Origin of the sequence: Vibrio sp. Isolate33 (assembly GCF_022397895.1) — a bacterium.
Taxonomy (GTDB): domain Bacteria; phylum Pseudomonadota; class Gammaproteobacteria; order Enterobacterales; family Vibrionaceae; genus Vibrio; species Vibrio pomeroyi.
In genome coordinates, this window is record NZ_JAKEUP010000016.1 from 1 (window position 1) to 14,882 (window position 14,882).

At 43.6% G+C, this 14,882-nt stretch carries 12 protein-coding genes; 6 read left to right on the forward strand and 6 right to left on the reverse strand.

Going from position 1 to position 14,882, the window contains the following annotated elements:
• Nucleotides 1–223: 223 nt before the first annotated feature.
• On the reverse strand, nucleotides 224–952 hold the full coding sequence (locus tag L1D37_RS18745) for a pseudouridine synthase (protein ID WP_239848770.1): 729 nt from the start codon (nucleotides 950–952) through the stop codon (nucleotides 224–226).
• A 320-nt stretch (nucleotides 953–1,272) separates the two neighbouring features.
• Between L1D37_RS18745 and L1D37_RS18750 the strand changes: the two genes are divergently transcribed.
• Nucleotides 1,273–3,498 (forward strand): NADP-dependent isocitrate dehydrogenase, encoded by a 2,226-nt coding sequence (locus L1D37_RS18750; RefSeq protein WP_239848771.1) that lies wholly within the window; start codon nucleotides 1,273–1,275, stop codon nucleotides 3,496–3,498.
• Between the two features lie 327 nt (nucleotides 3,499–3,825).
• Here the strand turns inward: L1D37_RS18750 and cspD are convergent, their stop codons facing one another.
• On the reverse strand, nucleotides 3,826–4,047 hold the full coding sequence (gene cspD / locus L1D37_RS18755) for a cold shock domain-containing protein CspD (protein WP_004736548.1): 222 nt from the start codon (nucleotides 4,045–4,047) through the stop codon (nucleotides 3,826–3,828).
• A gap of 585 nt (nucleotides 4,048–4,632) precedes the next feature.
• Here cspD and clpS point away from each other — a divergent pair.
• Nucleotides 4,633–4,953, forward strand: coding sequence for an ATP-dependent Clp protease adapter ClpS (gene clpS, locus L1D37_RS18760; protein WP_004737430.1), 321 nt, complete (start codon nucleotides 4,633–4,635; stop codon nucleotides 4,951–4,953).
• Nucleotides 4,954–4,992: 39 nt separating this feature from the next.
• Nucleotides 4,993–7,266: an ATP-dependent Clp protease ATP-binding subunit ClpA gene (clpA, locus tag L1D37_RS18765; RefSeq protein ID WP_176680149.1), complete on the forward strand. Its 2,274-nt coding sequence runs from the start codon at nucleotides 4,993–4,995 to the stop codon at nucleotides 7,264–7,266.
• Nucleotides 7,267–7,484: 218 nt separating this feature from the next.
• Here clpA and infA read toward each other — a convergent pair whose 3' ends face one another.
• From infA to aat, 3 genes are all read right to left on the reverse strand, one after another.
• Nucleotides 7,485–7,703, reverse strand: coding sequence for a translation initiation factor IF-1 (gene infA / locus L1D37_RS18770; RefSeq protein ID WP_001040192.1), 219 nt, complete (start codon nucleotides 7,701–7,703; stop codon nucleotides 7,485–7,487).
• Nucleotides 7,704–7,784: 81 nt separating this feature from the next.
• Nucleotides 7,785–8,483, reverse strand: a complete 699-nt coding sequence (locus L1D37_RS18775) for an arginyltransferase (RefSeq protein ID WP_239848772.1) — start codon at nucleotides 8,481–8,483, stop codon at nucleotides 7,785–7,787.
• Nucleotides 8,483–9,193 carry a leucyl/phenylalanyl-tRNA--protein transferase gene (gene aat / locus L1D37_RS18780; protein WP_239848773.1) on the reverse strand — a complete coding sequence of 237 codons (711 nt, stop codon included), beginning with the start codon at nucleotides 9,191–9,193 and terminating at the stop codon, nucleotides 8,483–8,485. Before aat ends, L1D37_RS18775 begins: the two co-directional genes overlap by 1 nt.
• 53 nt (nucleotides 9,194–9,246) lie before the next feature.
• Here aat and L1D37_RS18785 point away from each other — a divergent pair, with 53 nt between their 5' ends.
• Complete coding sequence (locus L1D37_RS18785) at nucleotides 9,247–9,702, forward strand: glycine zipper 2TM domain-containing protein (protein WP_017630859.1); 456 nt, start codon at nucleotides 9,247–9,249, stop codon at nucleotides 9,700–9,702.
• Nucleotides 9,703–9,864: 162 nt separating this feature from the next.
• Nucleotides 9,865–11,145, forward strand: a complete 1,281-nt coding sequence (aroA, locus tag L1D37_RS18790) for a 3-phosphoshikimate 1-carboxyvinyltransferase (RefSeq protein ID WP_239848774.1) — start codon at nucleotides 9,865–9,867, stop codon at nucleotides 11,143–11,145.
• 61 nt (nucleotides 11,146–11,206) lie between these two features.
• On the opposite strand, the gene L1D37_RS18795 is transcribed toward aroA, so the two are convergent.
• Complete coding sequence (locus L1D37_RS18795) at nucleotides 11,207–11,452, reverse strand: YciN family protein (protein ID WP_017630857.1); 246 nt, start codon at nucleotides 11,450–11,452, stop codon at nucleotides 11,207–11,209.
• A 439-nt stretch (nucleotides 11,453–11,891) separates the two neighbouring features.
• Between L1D37_RS18795 and topA the strand changes: the two genes are divergently transcribed.
• Entirely contained in the window at nucleotides 11,892–14,522 is a 2,631-nt protein-coding gene (topA, locus tag L1D37_RS18800) for a type I DNA topoisomerase (RefSeq protein ID WP_239848776.1), read from the forward strand.
• The last annotated feature ends 360 nt before the right edge of the window (nucleotides 14,523–14,882 follow it).

The window sequence follows — 14,882 nt, forward strand, 5'->3', positions numbered from 1 at the left end:
TGGGCTTTTTAAGGATAATCTGGCGCGGATATCATCGTGGAGCTGGGAAGCTAGTGCTCCCAACAAGGACTCCGAATACATTAGCGCAAACCAACTCCGTTATTACTTAATTGTAGTTGCAATAACGGGGCGGACCATACATTTTTGTGTCTGATATTTGTCAACGCATATAAAAATGGCCGCTCAAACTAGCGGCCATTTTTATATTCTCGATATTTCGACTTTAAATCTCTTTCCACTCACCAGGCTGAAGCTGACCTACGTTCATGTCACCCATTGAATAGCGAATCAAGCGCAGGGTAGGGAAGCCGATATTTGCTGTCATACGTCTTACTTGGCGGTTGCGTCCTTCGATGATAGTAATCGCTAACCAGGTTGTCGGTATTGCAGCTCTAAACCTTACTGGAGGGGTTCTCTCCCAAACAGCAGGCTCTGACATTACTTCCACTTTAGCTGGCAGTGTCATACCGTCTTTTAGCTCTACACCTTTTCTCAATTTATCTAAATCTTCCTCAGAAGGTGCGCCTTCAACCTGTACCCAGTAAGTCTTTGGTGATTTTGAGTTCGGTTGAGTCAGCTTAGCTTGAAATATGCCATCGTTGGTCAAGACCAATAACCCTTCGCTGTCACGATCAAGTCGGCCTGCGGCATAAACATCTTTAACTGGAATAAAATCAGCCAGTGTCTTTCTGCCTTCTCCGTCGGTGAATTGGCTTAAGGTATCGAATGGTTTGTTGAACAAAATAACCTTGCGATCTTCGAGTGCAATTTTAGGTTTTGCGTTCGCCAGTTTCGCTTTGTATCTGTGTTTACTTGAGTGCGATTTCTTATGCGAGTTGCCAGTGTTATTTTTATCACTGTTTCGGCCTTGTCTGTTGCTGCTTTGTTTTAATGTGGCGCCAGAACGAGCCGGTTTGTCTGAACGAGATGCGCTGCGTGAGCGAGTAGACATGTTAACTACCTTGCAAAAATGTAAACGAAGTGTGCTGAAAAGTTTTCACTGAAACGGAATTGAGCTATCATTTGCGCGCCTAAAAGACACAAAATAGAACAAGTTTATGGACTCTTAAGCCTGATTTGTTTAATTATACCTACGTGTTTTATTATAACAACGCACTCACGGATTTGGTTCATGCTGTCATTAGATTGCATGAAAAATAAGATAGAGTACGACTATCGAGTAAGCAGTTTTCACTCTTAGAGTAGCTTACTGGTCAATTTATAACATTCTCACTATTTTAAGTGAGCTTGTCAGAACTATAGGGAAATTTCATGCCTACTGAAAAACCAACTATCATCTATACCATTACAGACGAAGCTCCGGCACTAGCAACTTATTCTTTGCTGCCAATCATTCAATCTTTTACGGCTTCTTCTGGTATTGACGTTGATACTCGCGACATTTCACTTGCAGGGCGCATTATTGCCAACTTCCCTGACTACTTGAATGAAGAGCAACGTATTGGTGATGCATTAGCAGAACTAGGTGAATTGGCTAAGACACCAGAAGCAAACATCATCAAGCTTCCAAACATCTCTGCATCTGTACCTCAACTTCAAGCAACCATCAAAGAGCTACAGTCAAAAGGCTACGCACTTCCTAACTACCCAGAAGAAGCAAACACTGACGAAGAGAAAGCAGTAAAAGCGACTTACGACAAGATCAAAGGCAGTGCAGTAAACCCAGTACTACGTGAAGGTAACTCTGACCGTCGTGCACCACTTTCAGTTAAAAACTACGCAAAGAAAAACCCACACTCAATGGGTGCTTGGTCTGCAGATTCTAAGTCTCACGTTTCAAGCATGGACGACAAAGACTTCTTTGGTAGCGAGAAATCGACAACAATCGAAGGTGCTACAGAAGTTAGCATCGAGTTTGTAGGTAAAGATGGCGCTAAGAAAACACTTAAGCCAGCTTTTGCATTGCAAGATAAAGAAATCATCGACACATCAGTAATGAACAAAGCTGCTTTGGTTGCGTTCTTCGAAAAAGAGATCGCATTGGCTAAAGAGCAAGGTGTACTGCTTTCTCTTCACATGAAAGCGACGATGATGAAAGTATCTGACCCTGTGATCTTCGGTCACGCGGTTAAGGTTTACTACAAAGACGTATTTGCTAAACATGGTCAATTGTTCGATGAGCTAGGTGTTGATGTTAACAACGGCATTGGCGACGTGTACGCTAAAATTGCGGCACTTCCTCAAGATCAAAAAGAAGCAATCGAAGCTGACCTACAAGCGGTATACGAGACTCAACCGCCACTAGCAATGGTTGATTCGGATCGTGGTATCACCAACCTACACGTACCAAGCGATATCATTGTTGATGCATCTATGCCGGCAATGCTGCGCTCTTCCGGTCAAATGTGGGATCCAGAAGGTAAGCAAAAAGATACCAAAGCAATGATCCCAGATCGCAGCTACGCGAGCATCTACCAAGCGGTCATTGATTTCTGTAAAGAGAACGGTGCATTCGACCCAACAACCATGGGTAGCGTACCAAACGTTGGTCTGATGGCTCAAAAAGCAGAAGAGTACGGTTCTCACGATAAGACTTTCATCCTAGAAGCTGCTGGTCAGGTTCAAGTGGTTGATGCTTCTGGTGCAGTACTTCTGGAGCAAGACGTAGAGGAAGGCGATATCTTCCGTATGTGTCAGGTTAAAGACGCACCGATTCAAGACTGGGTTAAGCTTGCGGTAACGCGCGCGCGCGCTACAGGTGTTCCAGCTGTATTCTGGCTAGATGCTTCTCGTGCACACGATGCAGAGCTTATTAAGAAAGTAGAAGCTTATCTTCCTGAGCACGATACTGATGGTCTTGAACTTAAGATTCTTGCTCCGCTAGAAGCAACTCAATACTCTTTGGTTCGTATCAAAGAAGGTCTAGATACTATTTCGGTTACTGGTAACGTACTGCGCGATTACCTAACTGACTTGTTCCCAATTCTAGAACTTGGTACATCAGCTAAGATGCTATCGATTGTTCCACTAATGAACGGTGGCGGTCTGTTTGAAACAGGTGCTGGCGGTTCTGCTCCTAAGCACGTGCAACAAGTAGAGAAAGAGAACCACCTTCGTTGGGATTCTCTGGGTGAGTTCTTAGCATTAGCAGCATCACTAGAGCACTTAAGCGTAGTAACTGGTAACGCTAAAGCACAAGTTCTAGCTGACGCACTTGATAAAGCAACGGGTGAATTCCTAGACAACAACAAGTCACCTTCACGTAAAGTTGGCGAGCTTGATAACCGTGGCAGCCACTACTACCTAGCAGCTTACTGGGCTAAAGCACTTGCAGAGCAAACAGTTGATGCTGAGCTAGCTGCTGAGTTCGCGGGTGTTGCGAGCCAACTGGCTGAAAGTGAAGAAGCGATTGTTGCTGAGTTGAACAACGCGCAAGGTGTTGCGGGTGATTTAGGTGGTTACTACCTACTTAATGATGCACTGGTTTCAACACTAATGCGCCCAAGCTCAACACTAAACGCATTTATTGATGCATAGTGATGGGGCTCATCGTTAGTAACTCATGAACGTGATTTGTTAACGAGTTACTTAGTTTGATGGCTAAGTAATAGATAAAGTCAAAACGAGAGACGCTTTAACGGTAACGTTAAAGCGTCTTTTTTGTTCTTTTGTCATCTCCTAGGCCTGGCTTGGTAGGAACACATCCTCGAACTCATTGTTTAGTGGGGAATCTTAGAGCTCCCAAAACGAAAAAACCGCTCACGTAATCCTGTATTACAGGTATTAAATGAGCGGTTTCAATATTCTGTTTACCTGTCAGCCGTTAAGCACGACGTATGAAGGTTAACATGAGTTGGCATTCGCCTATTTTGCGGCGCTGCCTTCTACAGGAACAACAGAGCTAGCGTGCGAGCCTTTAGGTCCACTTTCTACTTCATAGTCGACCTGCTGACCAGCCTTTAAGGTTCGATAACCTTCCATTTGTATTGTGGAGTAGTGCGCGAAAATATCGCCGTCTTCACCTTCTGGACAAATAAAGCCAAACCCTTTGGCATTGTTAAACCATTTTACTGTACCTGTAGCCATGCTATACATCCCTCATGCATTTTGTTACTAACGTTGTTATATCAATTGTTGTAAGTCAGATTGATATCATTCCTATCACCTAAAGAATTTCAGCTGATAGCTTGAATCTCATACATTGCTTACGGAAATTAACGCTACCCTGCGTAATTATTCCTTATTGTTAAGTTTTAAAGCGTGTTACTGGTTTTAAATCATGTTGCAAAAATGTATTAAAAAACCTTTTAGCTCCAATGTAGCTAATGATTGAGCACAGTCAATAGCAAATTGGTATAAAATTGATCAAATTTAATAACAAATCACATTCGAGATTAACTGCAAACTATTAACTAAATAGTAACTTAGCGGTGATCTTATCGTCAGTATCAATAGTTATGGCGTCTTTTTAATCAATCACATATGTTAATCCTGTTAATCGAGATCTTTTATTTGCAGCGATGGAAATGGTGGATTAGGCTCAGTATAGAGGAATATTTTTTGGTACTGTTTCTCGGTGCAGTTTCTTAGTACACCGTAAAGCGTGAATGTGGTAAATTTGAATTAGGCAAACACTCACGACTTCCGAAAAATAACCCTTAGCAAAGCGATATGAGCAGAAACTTTGAATGGGCATCTCCAGGCTCAGATTTACTGGAGAAAGAAGCAACAAAAGTAAAGCCACCGGCAATGTATAACGTTGTGTTAAATAACGATGACTACACGCCCATGGACTTTGTAATCGAGATCCTAGAGCGATTCTTCTCACTAGATATCGAAAAAGCAACGGAAGTGATGCTCAAGGTTCATTATGAAGGTAAAGCTATATGCGGCACGTACAGTGCTGAAATAGCGGAAACAAAGGTAGCGCAGGTCACGATGTACTCAAAGGAAAATGAGCATCCGCTACTATGTACAATGGAGCAAGTATAAATTGCTCGAACAACACTGTTGTTCCCTTAGGAGGTACTTATGCTAAATAAAGAATTAGAGTCGAGTTTAAATGGCGCATTTGCTCGTGCGCGAGACAAGCGACATGAGTTTATGACTGTCGAACACCTCCTACTAGCATTATTAGAAAATGATGCGGCCAAGGAAGCGCTCCAAGCTTGTCAGGCTGATCTCGATGCTCTTCGCAATGAGCTCGATATTTTTATCGATCAAACGACCCCACTTATCCCTGAAAGCGACGAAACTCGTGAAACTCAGCCAACATTGAGCTTTCAACGAGTACTTCAGCGCGCTGTTTTTCATGTTCAATCTTCAGGTCGCAGCGAAGTAACAGGTGCAAACGTACTTGTGGCTATTTTTAGTGAGCAAGAGTCTCACGCGGCGTATCTTCTTAAGAAAAACGACATCAGTCGCTTAGACATCGTTAACTTCATCTCACACGGCATTACTAAAGCCAGCAACGAAGGCGATAGTGCTTCATCATCGGATTCATTTGGTGGTGCAGAAAATGCTGAAGAAGCAAACTCCGAAGATCGTTTAGAAAATTTCGCGACCAACCTTAACGAAGTTGCGAAGCAGGGTAATATTGACCCTCTAATTGGTCGTGACAAAGAGCTTGAACGTACTATCCAAGTCCTATGTCGTCGTCGTAAGAATAACCCTCTACTAGTGGGTGAAGCGGGTGTAGGTAAAACTGCTATCGCTGAAGGTCTTGCATGGCGTATCGTTGAAGGGCAAGTGCCTGAAATTATTCAGAGCAGCGTGATCTACTCTTTAGATATTGGTTCACTGCTTGCGGGAACGAAATATCGCGGTGACTTTGAGAAACGTTTCAAAGCGATTCTTAAGCAACTAGAGAAAGAAGAAGACGCGATCCTATTCATCGATGAGATCCACACCATTATTGGTGCGGGTGCAGCATCGGGCGGTCAAGTTGATGCCGCAAACTTAATTAAGCCGCTATTAAGCAGCGGTAAATTACGTTGCATTGGCTCAACAACCTACCAAGAGTACAGCAGTATTTTTGAGAAGGAGCGTGCGCTATCTCGTCGTTTCCAGAAAATCGATATTGTTGAACCATCATTAGATGACACGACTAAGATTCTGATTGGTCTTAAGCCAAAATACGAAGCTCACCACGAAGTACGTTACACCAACAAAGCGTTGCGTGCAGCGGTGGAACTGTCTGCTAAATACATTAACGAACGTCACCTACCTGATAAGGCGATTGACGTAATTGATGAAGCAGGCGCTCGTAGTCGCTTAGCACCAGCAAGCCGTCGTAAGAAAACAGTAAGCGTGGCTGATATTGAGTCAATGGTTGCGAAAATGGCGCGTATTCCTGAGAAGTCAGTATCGTCTTCAGACAAAGATACGCTGCAGAAACTGGATGACCGCATGAAAATGTTGGTATTCGGACAAGACCCAGCTATCGATGTATTGAGCGAAGCGATCAAGCTAACTCGTGCAGGATTAGGTGCAGACAATAAACCGGTTGGCTCATTCCTATTTGCTGGTCCTACTGGTGTGGGTAAAACCGAGGTTACGGTTCAACTGTCTAAACTGATGGGCATTGAACTGCTGCGCTTTGATATGTCTGAGTACGGTGAACGTCACTCAGTGAGTCGTCTAATCGGTGCTCCTCCAGGTTATGTTGGTTATGACCAAGGCGGTCTACTGACTGACGCGGTAATCAAGAACCCACACTCTGTTGTGCTACTTGATGAGATCGAAAAAGCTCACCCAGACATCTTTAACTTGCTACTACAAGTGATGGATAACGGCACACTAACTGATAACAACGGCCGTAAAGCGGATTTCCGTAACGTGATCTTAGTGATGACAACCAACGCTGGTGTTGCTGAAACTGAGAAGAAATCGATCGGCCTGATCCAACAAGATCATGCGCCAGACGCGATGGGCGAAATTAAGAAGGTGTTTACTCCTGAATTCCGTAACCGTCTTGATAACATCATCTGGTTCAACAGCTTGGATCCAAGTGTGATTAGCCAAGTAGTAGACAAGTTCATTGTTGAGCTTCAGGTTCAACTGGACGCACGTGGTGTATCTTTAGAAGTTTCTGAAGATGCTCGTCACTGGTTGGCAGACAAAGGCTACGATAAGACCATGGGCGCTCGTCCTATGGGACGTGTGATTCAAGAGAAGCTTAAGAAGCCTCTTGCGAATGAATTGCTGTTCGGGAGCTTGGTTGATGGCGGTACGGTTAAAGTATCTCTGAAGAAAGACGAACTTGACTTCATCTACGTTGGTGCGAAAGAAGAGGTTATGCACTAAGCAATTGATGAATAGCTCAAAAGCTTAACTATAAAACGCATGACTTAGGTTGTGCGTTTTTTTATGCTTGCGAGATGCGAGATGCGAGATGCGAGATGCGAGATGCGAGATGCGAGATGCGAGATGCTGCGACGGAAAGGTTTTGCTAAAGGGCAATGTTCAGGCGATAAAAAACGGAGCATTAAGCTCCGCTTCTTATTGTATTCGCTAATTAATAATTAACGAGCACGGAAGACGATGCGGCCTTTAGAAAGGTCGTATGGAGTCATCTCAACAGTTACTTTATCACCAGTAAGAATACGGATGTAGTTCTTACGCATTTTACCAGAGATGTGTGCTGTCACTACGTGACCGTTTTCAAGCTCAACACGGAACATTGTGTTTGGTAGAGTATCAAGGACAGTGCCTTGCATCTCGATTACGTCTTCTTTAGCCATCTAATCCTCTTTCGAAATTTGGCGGTTTTCAACGGCTTGATTGTGCCGTTAAAATCAAAATATGTAAAGTTGTCGCGTATTCTACCCTTGCCACCGCTGATTTACTAGCCTTTGATGACGTTGAAATCGTACTTTATAGTTCATCGCAGGGCATTCATCGATTTGATAACCCAAATATAACCACTGTTTTTGCTCTTTCTGGGCATGTTGGATCTGGAATAGAACGCCAAGTGTTCCCATGGATATATCGATATCAGGATCGAAGAAGGTATAAAATGCGCTGGTGCTATGAGCCATAACATCGGTAACCGCGATTCCGATTAACTTGTTCTCGTCATAGATATGCATGAACTTTGTTGTAAGCCACTCATTTTGTGAGAATTGTAGAAACTCTTCTTTCTTTGGTGGATACATGGTACCCGAACGATGACGAGCGGTAATATAGCGACTATATAAATCAAACCAGTTGTCATCCATCGTGTCTTTTAGTTCCCAACGAAGTGATTTTGCCTTGTTGAGGACGCGTCGTTGGCTCTTAGAAAACTTAACTTCTGGAATAGAAAGACGAATGGCTTGGCACGCTGAGCAACTATCGCAATGTGGCTTATAGATCGTTGACCCGCTACGACGAAACCCGTTGGCAAGTAGAACTTCATAGTTATCTGAGGTGTGCATGTGTTCATCAAGCGTGACTGCCACTCTTTCTTCGAGGTGAGGCAAGTAGCTGCAAGCGTGATTGTCTGTTAATCCAATTCTGATTTGTTGTAAATCTGGATTCATTAAGGCGTTTCCTCTAGCCATTGGCTTTCAAAGCATGCATCGTCAACGGGCGTTTCTTTGAGTAACTCTAGAGAGCTCAGAAATTCGTCTCTCTCGACCTCGATAGCGCCTAAGGATTCCAAGTGAGGATTCATAACTTGGCAATCGATGAGCTTGCCACCGAATCGGGTAAAGTGTTTACAAAAGTACCATAGCGCAATTTTAGAGGCATTGGTCTTCAAGCTGAACATCGATTCACCGCAAAAGACTTGGCCTCTTTGTAAGCCATAAAGCCCGCCGATCAGTTCATCGCCTTGCCACACTTCAACGGAATGACAGAACCCTAATGAAGCGAGTTCACAGTAGGCCAACTGCATGTCATTGTTCAGCCACGTTTCTTCTTCGGGCCTTAGTGACGAGCAGTAACCAATAACTTTGTCAGTCGCTTGGTTTATGCTGACACGATAATTGTGTTTTCTTTGAAACTTTTTAAGACTTTTTGACGGTTCGAATGTCTTAGGATTAAATACCGCTCGCGGTGCTGGGCTCCACCAAAGTATAGGCTCACCTGGGCCATACCATGGAAATATACCTTGGCTATAAGCATTTAAAATTCGCATTGGTGACAAGTCACCACCAAAGGCGAGCAGACCGTTGGGTTCATCAAGCGCGTCGAAGGGCGAAGGAAACTCTATACTAGTAGTATCAAGTTCTGTTAGGTATATAGTCATAAGTACCGCGTTACAGATTAATCACTGACCAAGAGGTCTTTAGGAGTTTTACCATGAAGAAGTTGCTTTGGATTTTACTTGTTTTGCCCATGTTGGCAAATGCAGCTTACAACAGAAACGAAGCTCGACCAGTGAACGAAGTTGTTTATGGTGAGATCGATACGGTTAGATACATCACTCAACAAGAGATCGTTGAATCGAAAGCGAATGGTTGGGAAACCTTATTGGGCGCTGCGATCGGCGGTTTGATCGGCAACCAGTTTGGTGGTGGTACCGGCAAAGAAGTAGCGACGGCTGTTGGTGCCGTGGCTGGTGCTGGGATTGCTCGAAATCGAGGCAATACACAATATAAAATCGAGTACAAACTTGTCGAGTTATTGGTTAAAACCAAAGACAACAAGCTGGTTAACATCATCCAAGATGTCGATAACTCGATGTTGTTTAACCGAGGCGACGATGTGCGAATTCTCTATTTTTCCGATGGTGTACGTGTTGATCTAGCGTACTAGTATGTAAATACGATTGATTGGCTAATTAATCACCTTTATAAGGGGGATTAGCTCTGGAGTTCGTCGGAAAAGTTCGTTAGTCTGCAAGTACGAAGAATTATTCATCACCCGAAAATAAATACGCGCCAGTGACTTCGGGTGGTACAAGGACTATAAGATTTAATGGAAAGCCTTACGTTACAACCAATTCAAAAAGTGAGTGGGGAAGTTAACCTACCTGGCTCAAAAAGTGTTTCTAACCGTGCACTTCTTTTGGCTGCACTTTCAACTGGAACGACTCGCCTAACAAACTTGCTAGACAGTGATGACATTCGCCATATGCTGAACGCCTTGACTCAGTTAGGTGTTAACTATCAGCTGTCTGCTGACAAAACTGTTTGTGAAGTAACGGGTGTTGGTGGTGCATTCTCAAGCGATAAAGCTCTTGAACTTTTCTTAGGTAACGCAGGTACGGCGATGCGCCCGCTTGCTGCAGCATTGTGTTTAGGTCGTGGTGAATACGTTCTGACAGGCGAGCCTCGTATGAAAGAGCGTCCGATTGGTCACTTAATAACGGCACTACGAGAAGCCGGCGCTGAAGTCGAATATCTAGAAAACGAAAACTACCCACCACTGAAGATCACAGGTACTGGCCTTAAGAGTGGAACGGTTTCAATCGACGGTTCTATCTCTAGCCAGTTTTTGACGGCATTTTTGATGGCAGCACCGTTAGCTGAAGGCGAAGTGACCATTAAAATTGAAGGTGAATTGGTTTCTAAACCTTACATCGATATCACGCTACACATTATGAAACAATTTGGTGTGGACGTGATCAATAACGACTACCAAGAGTTCGTAATTCCGACTGGTCAATCTTACACAGCTCCGGGTGACTTCTTAGTTGAAGGCGATGCATCTTCTGCTTCTTATTTCCTTGCGGCAGCAGCGATTAAAGGCGGTGAGATCAAGGTGACGGGTATTGGTAAAAACAGTATCCAAGGTGATATTCAATTCGCTGATGCACTTGAAAAAATGGGTGCTGAAATCGAATGGGGTGATGACTATGTTATCTCTCGTTGTGGTGAGCTAAAAGGTATTGATATGGACTATAACCATATCCCTGATGCTGCGATGACTATCGCAACAACCGCACTGTTTGCGAAAGGCACAACGGCTATCCGTAACGTCTACAACTGGCGTGTGAAAGAGACTGACCGTTTGGCTGCGATGGCAACCGAATTACGTAAAGTCGGAGCTGAGGTTGAAGAGGGGGAAGATTACATCATCGTTAACCCAGTACCTGAACTGACACACGCGGCGATTGATACCTATGATGACCACCGCATGGCGATGTGTTTCTCGCTAGTTGCTCTTAGCGATACGCCTGTGACCATTAATGATCCAGGTTGTACGTCAAAGACATTCCCTGATTACTTCGACAAGCTGAAAATGCTGAGTCAATAAAATACGAAGTATATAAAGGTTCAGGAAGTAAAAAAGCTTGCCTAAATGGCAAGCTTTTTAATTATTGCTGAAGCGTAAACTCTTTCGAAAGATGGTGCGCTAAGTATTTAAACATGTTAAACACTGCGGTTGTATTCTCTGTCGGCATTCCATTGCTGTCTAGGAAGTATTCACCTTTGAAGATGAGTACATCGTCTTTCTCTACTACGCTGTTTGTGCGCATGCCTTCAATGTAGTCATCATGTGATTGGATAATTTGGTTTGCGATAAGCAGTAAATCAAATTCTGCTATTACTTTCTTTGTCATGAGTTTATCTCTGATAACTGAATATAACGTTGAGTTTATGGTGTCGAACTAGAAATTCAATGATTTCACAACCGATTAAGAGAGTCTTTTCGGATATCCACAATTTATTTTGTGATTTACGGCAAAAATAATTGAATGGGGCTCGCGTTAGATTCGCGGACAAGCTTAGTATGAGCCCGTTTAGACGTAATGCCTGATGAATAGGCTCTTGCAAGTATTCTTAATGAGTACTTTATAGCTTCTTTATATTGTGCCCCTTTTATCTATGAGTCGTCGAATTGTCGAGCGATCAGATCCAATTTTGAAAAAAGCGGTTGATCTTCTAGTAATCTCGCACAATAGTAAAAAAAGAAGCAATGAATTTAGAATATCATGCGTAAAAGCCCACAAGTTAAATTGTTGGTGCTGAAGCATCGTGATTAAGGACGTTAGAGTCAATATGGGTAAATCGCTCGTTATAGTGGAGTCGCCGGCCAAGGCTAAAACTATCAATAAATACCTTGGCAAAGACTTTGTCGTTAAGTCGAGTGTAGGTCACGTACGTGATTTACCAACGGCTGGTCAAAGTACTGGTAAAAAGGCTGCTGCAGTTTCAACAAAGGGTATGAGCCCAGAAGAAAAAGCTCGTATCAAGAAAGAAAAAGATCGTAAAGCTCTTATCAAAAAAATGGGTATCAACCCTTATAAAGAGTGGGAAGCGAACTACCAAGTACTACCTGGTAAAGAAAAAGTCGTTGCTGAATTGCAAAAACTGGCTGAGAACGCAGACCATGTTTATCTCGCAACCGATTTGGACCGCGAAGGAGAAGCTATCGCATGGCACCTTCGTGAGATCATCGGTGGCGATGAAACGCGATACAAGCGAGTGGTTTTTAACGAAATCACCAAGAATGCTATTCAACAAGCTTTCGAAACTCCGGGTGAGCTAAATATTGATGGCGTAAACGCACAGCAAGCACGACGTTTTATGGACCGTGTTGTTGGCTTTATGGTGTCACCTCTGCTTTGGAAGAAAGTAGCACGAGGCCTATCCGCTGGCCGTGTTCAATCAGTAGCCGTAAAGCTATTGGTAGAGCGTGAGCGCGAGATTAATGCCTTTATCCCTGAAGAGTTCTGGGATGTGCACGCTGATACCAAAACAGCAGAAAAAACCGACTTCAGACTGCAAGTTGCACAGAAAGACGGTGTTGCGTTTAAACCTGAAAATGAAGCGCAAACTCAAGCTGCAGTTAGTGTTTTAGAAAAAGCGCAATACGAAGTATGTAAACGTGAAGACCGCCCAACGAAGAGTAAGCCGTCTGCACCTTACATCACGTCAACACTGCAACAAGCGGCGAGTACACGTCTTGGTTACGGCGTAAAGAAAACCATGATGTTGGCTCAACGCCTGTATGAAGCGGGTTACATTACTTATATGCGTACTGACTCGACCAACTTGAGTTCAGAAGCGGTAGAAGCTGCTCGTGAATACATTGGTTCTGAGTTTGGTGCTCAATATCTTCCACCGAAAGCACTGGCATACGGCAGCAAAGAGGGCGCTCAAGAGGCCCACGAAGCGATTCGTCCTTCAAGTGTCGATGTTAAGTCGGAAGATCTAAACGGCGTAGACGCAGACGCACACAAGCTTTACTCGCTGATTTGGAATCAATTTGTTGCGTGTCAAATGACACCTGCACAATACGATTCAACAACGGTAAGCGTTAAAGCGGACGAGTACACGCTAAAAGCGAAAGGTCGTATTCTTAAGTTCGATGGTTGGACTCGCGTTCAACGCCCAATGGGTAAAAACGAAGACACGATTCTTCCAGCAGTGCAGATTGGCGATAAGCTTGATCTGATTGCTCTAGATCCTAAACAGCACTTCACTAAGCCACCCGCTCGTTTCACTGAAGCGGCGCTTGTTAAAGAGCTTGAGAAGCGTGGTATTGGTCGTCCTTCAACGTATGCATCGATCATCTCGACGATTCAAGATCGTGGTTATGTGAAAGTTGAACAACGCCGTTTCTATGCTGAGAAGATGGGTGAAATTGTTACTGACCGTCTAGATGGCAGTTTCAATGACCTAATGAACTATGACTTTACGGCTCGTATGGAGCAGAAGTTAGACCAAATTGCTGAAGGCGAAGCTAGCTGGAAAGGCGTGCTGGATAACTTCTTTGAAGATTTCACTGGCGATTTGGAAAAAGCGGATCTTGATGAAGATGCGGGCGGCATGAAGCCAAACCACATCGTAGAAACTGATATTGAGTGTCCAACTTGTGGTCGTAAGATGGGTATCCGTACTGCTTCGACAGGCGTATTCCTAGGCTGTTCTGGTTATGCACTTCCACCAAAAGAGCGTTGTAAGACAACGATCAACTTGGGTGACGAAGAAGGCATTATCAATGTGCTTGAAGAAGACGTTGAAACAGCAGCACTTCGAGCTAAGAAACGTTGTCCTATCTGTGAGACGGCAATGGATGCTTATCTGATTGATGATAAGCGTAAGATGCACGTATGTGGTAACAACCCTAACTGTGAAGGTTATGTGGTTGAGCATGGCGAGTTCAAAGTGAAAGGCTACGATGGTCCGCTTGTTGAGTGTGACAAATGTGGCTCTGACATGGTTCTAAAGAACGGTCGCTTCGGTAAGTACATGGATTGTACCAATGACGATTGTAAGAATACTCGTAAGATTCTGAAGAATGGCGAAGTTGCGCCACCAAAAGAAGACCCAGTGCACTTCCCTGAGCTTCCATGTGAAAACTCAGACGCGTACTTCGTGCTTCGTGACGGTGCTTCTGGTCTGTTTATGGCGGCGAGCAATTTCCCTAAATCACGTGAAACACGTGCACCATTAGTGGAAGAGCTGGTTCGTTTTAAAGACCGAATTTCACCTAAGTTCCAGTACCTGACGTCAGCACCAGTTGCTGATCCTGATGGTAAGCCAGCAGTGGTTCGTTTTAGTCGTAAGACAAAAGAAAACTACGTTCGTACTGAAGTCGATGGAAAACCATCTGGTTGGACCGCTCTGTATATCGACGGTAAATGGGAAGTTACGGATAAACGTAAAAAGCCCAAAGAAAAGTAACTGAACGTTATCGATTAAAAAAGCAGCCTCTGGCTGCTTTTTTTTGATCTAAATATGACTAATTATGCAACCTGTTGACTTGGTGTTTCGTCTGCGAGAATTTATTAAATTCACACTGTAAAATAAATGATGGAAATTAATAATATCTTCTTATGCAACTTTAACGAGAATGTAACTTAATTAAAATATTGTAAGTCACAGATCAGTGTTTAGTTGTATACCTGATGTGTGTCGGGTGTTAATGTAATGTTTCGCTCAGACGGTGTAATGTGAGCTGCTTTAAGTCTTAGGAAAGCAATCAGCTTACGTAGCACAGAATGGCGTATTAAAAATTGAAATCGGCAGGAAAGTCGATAACGT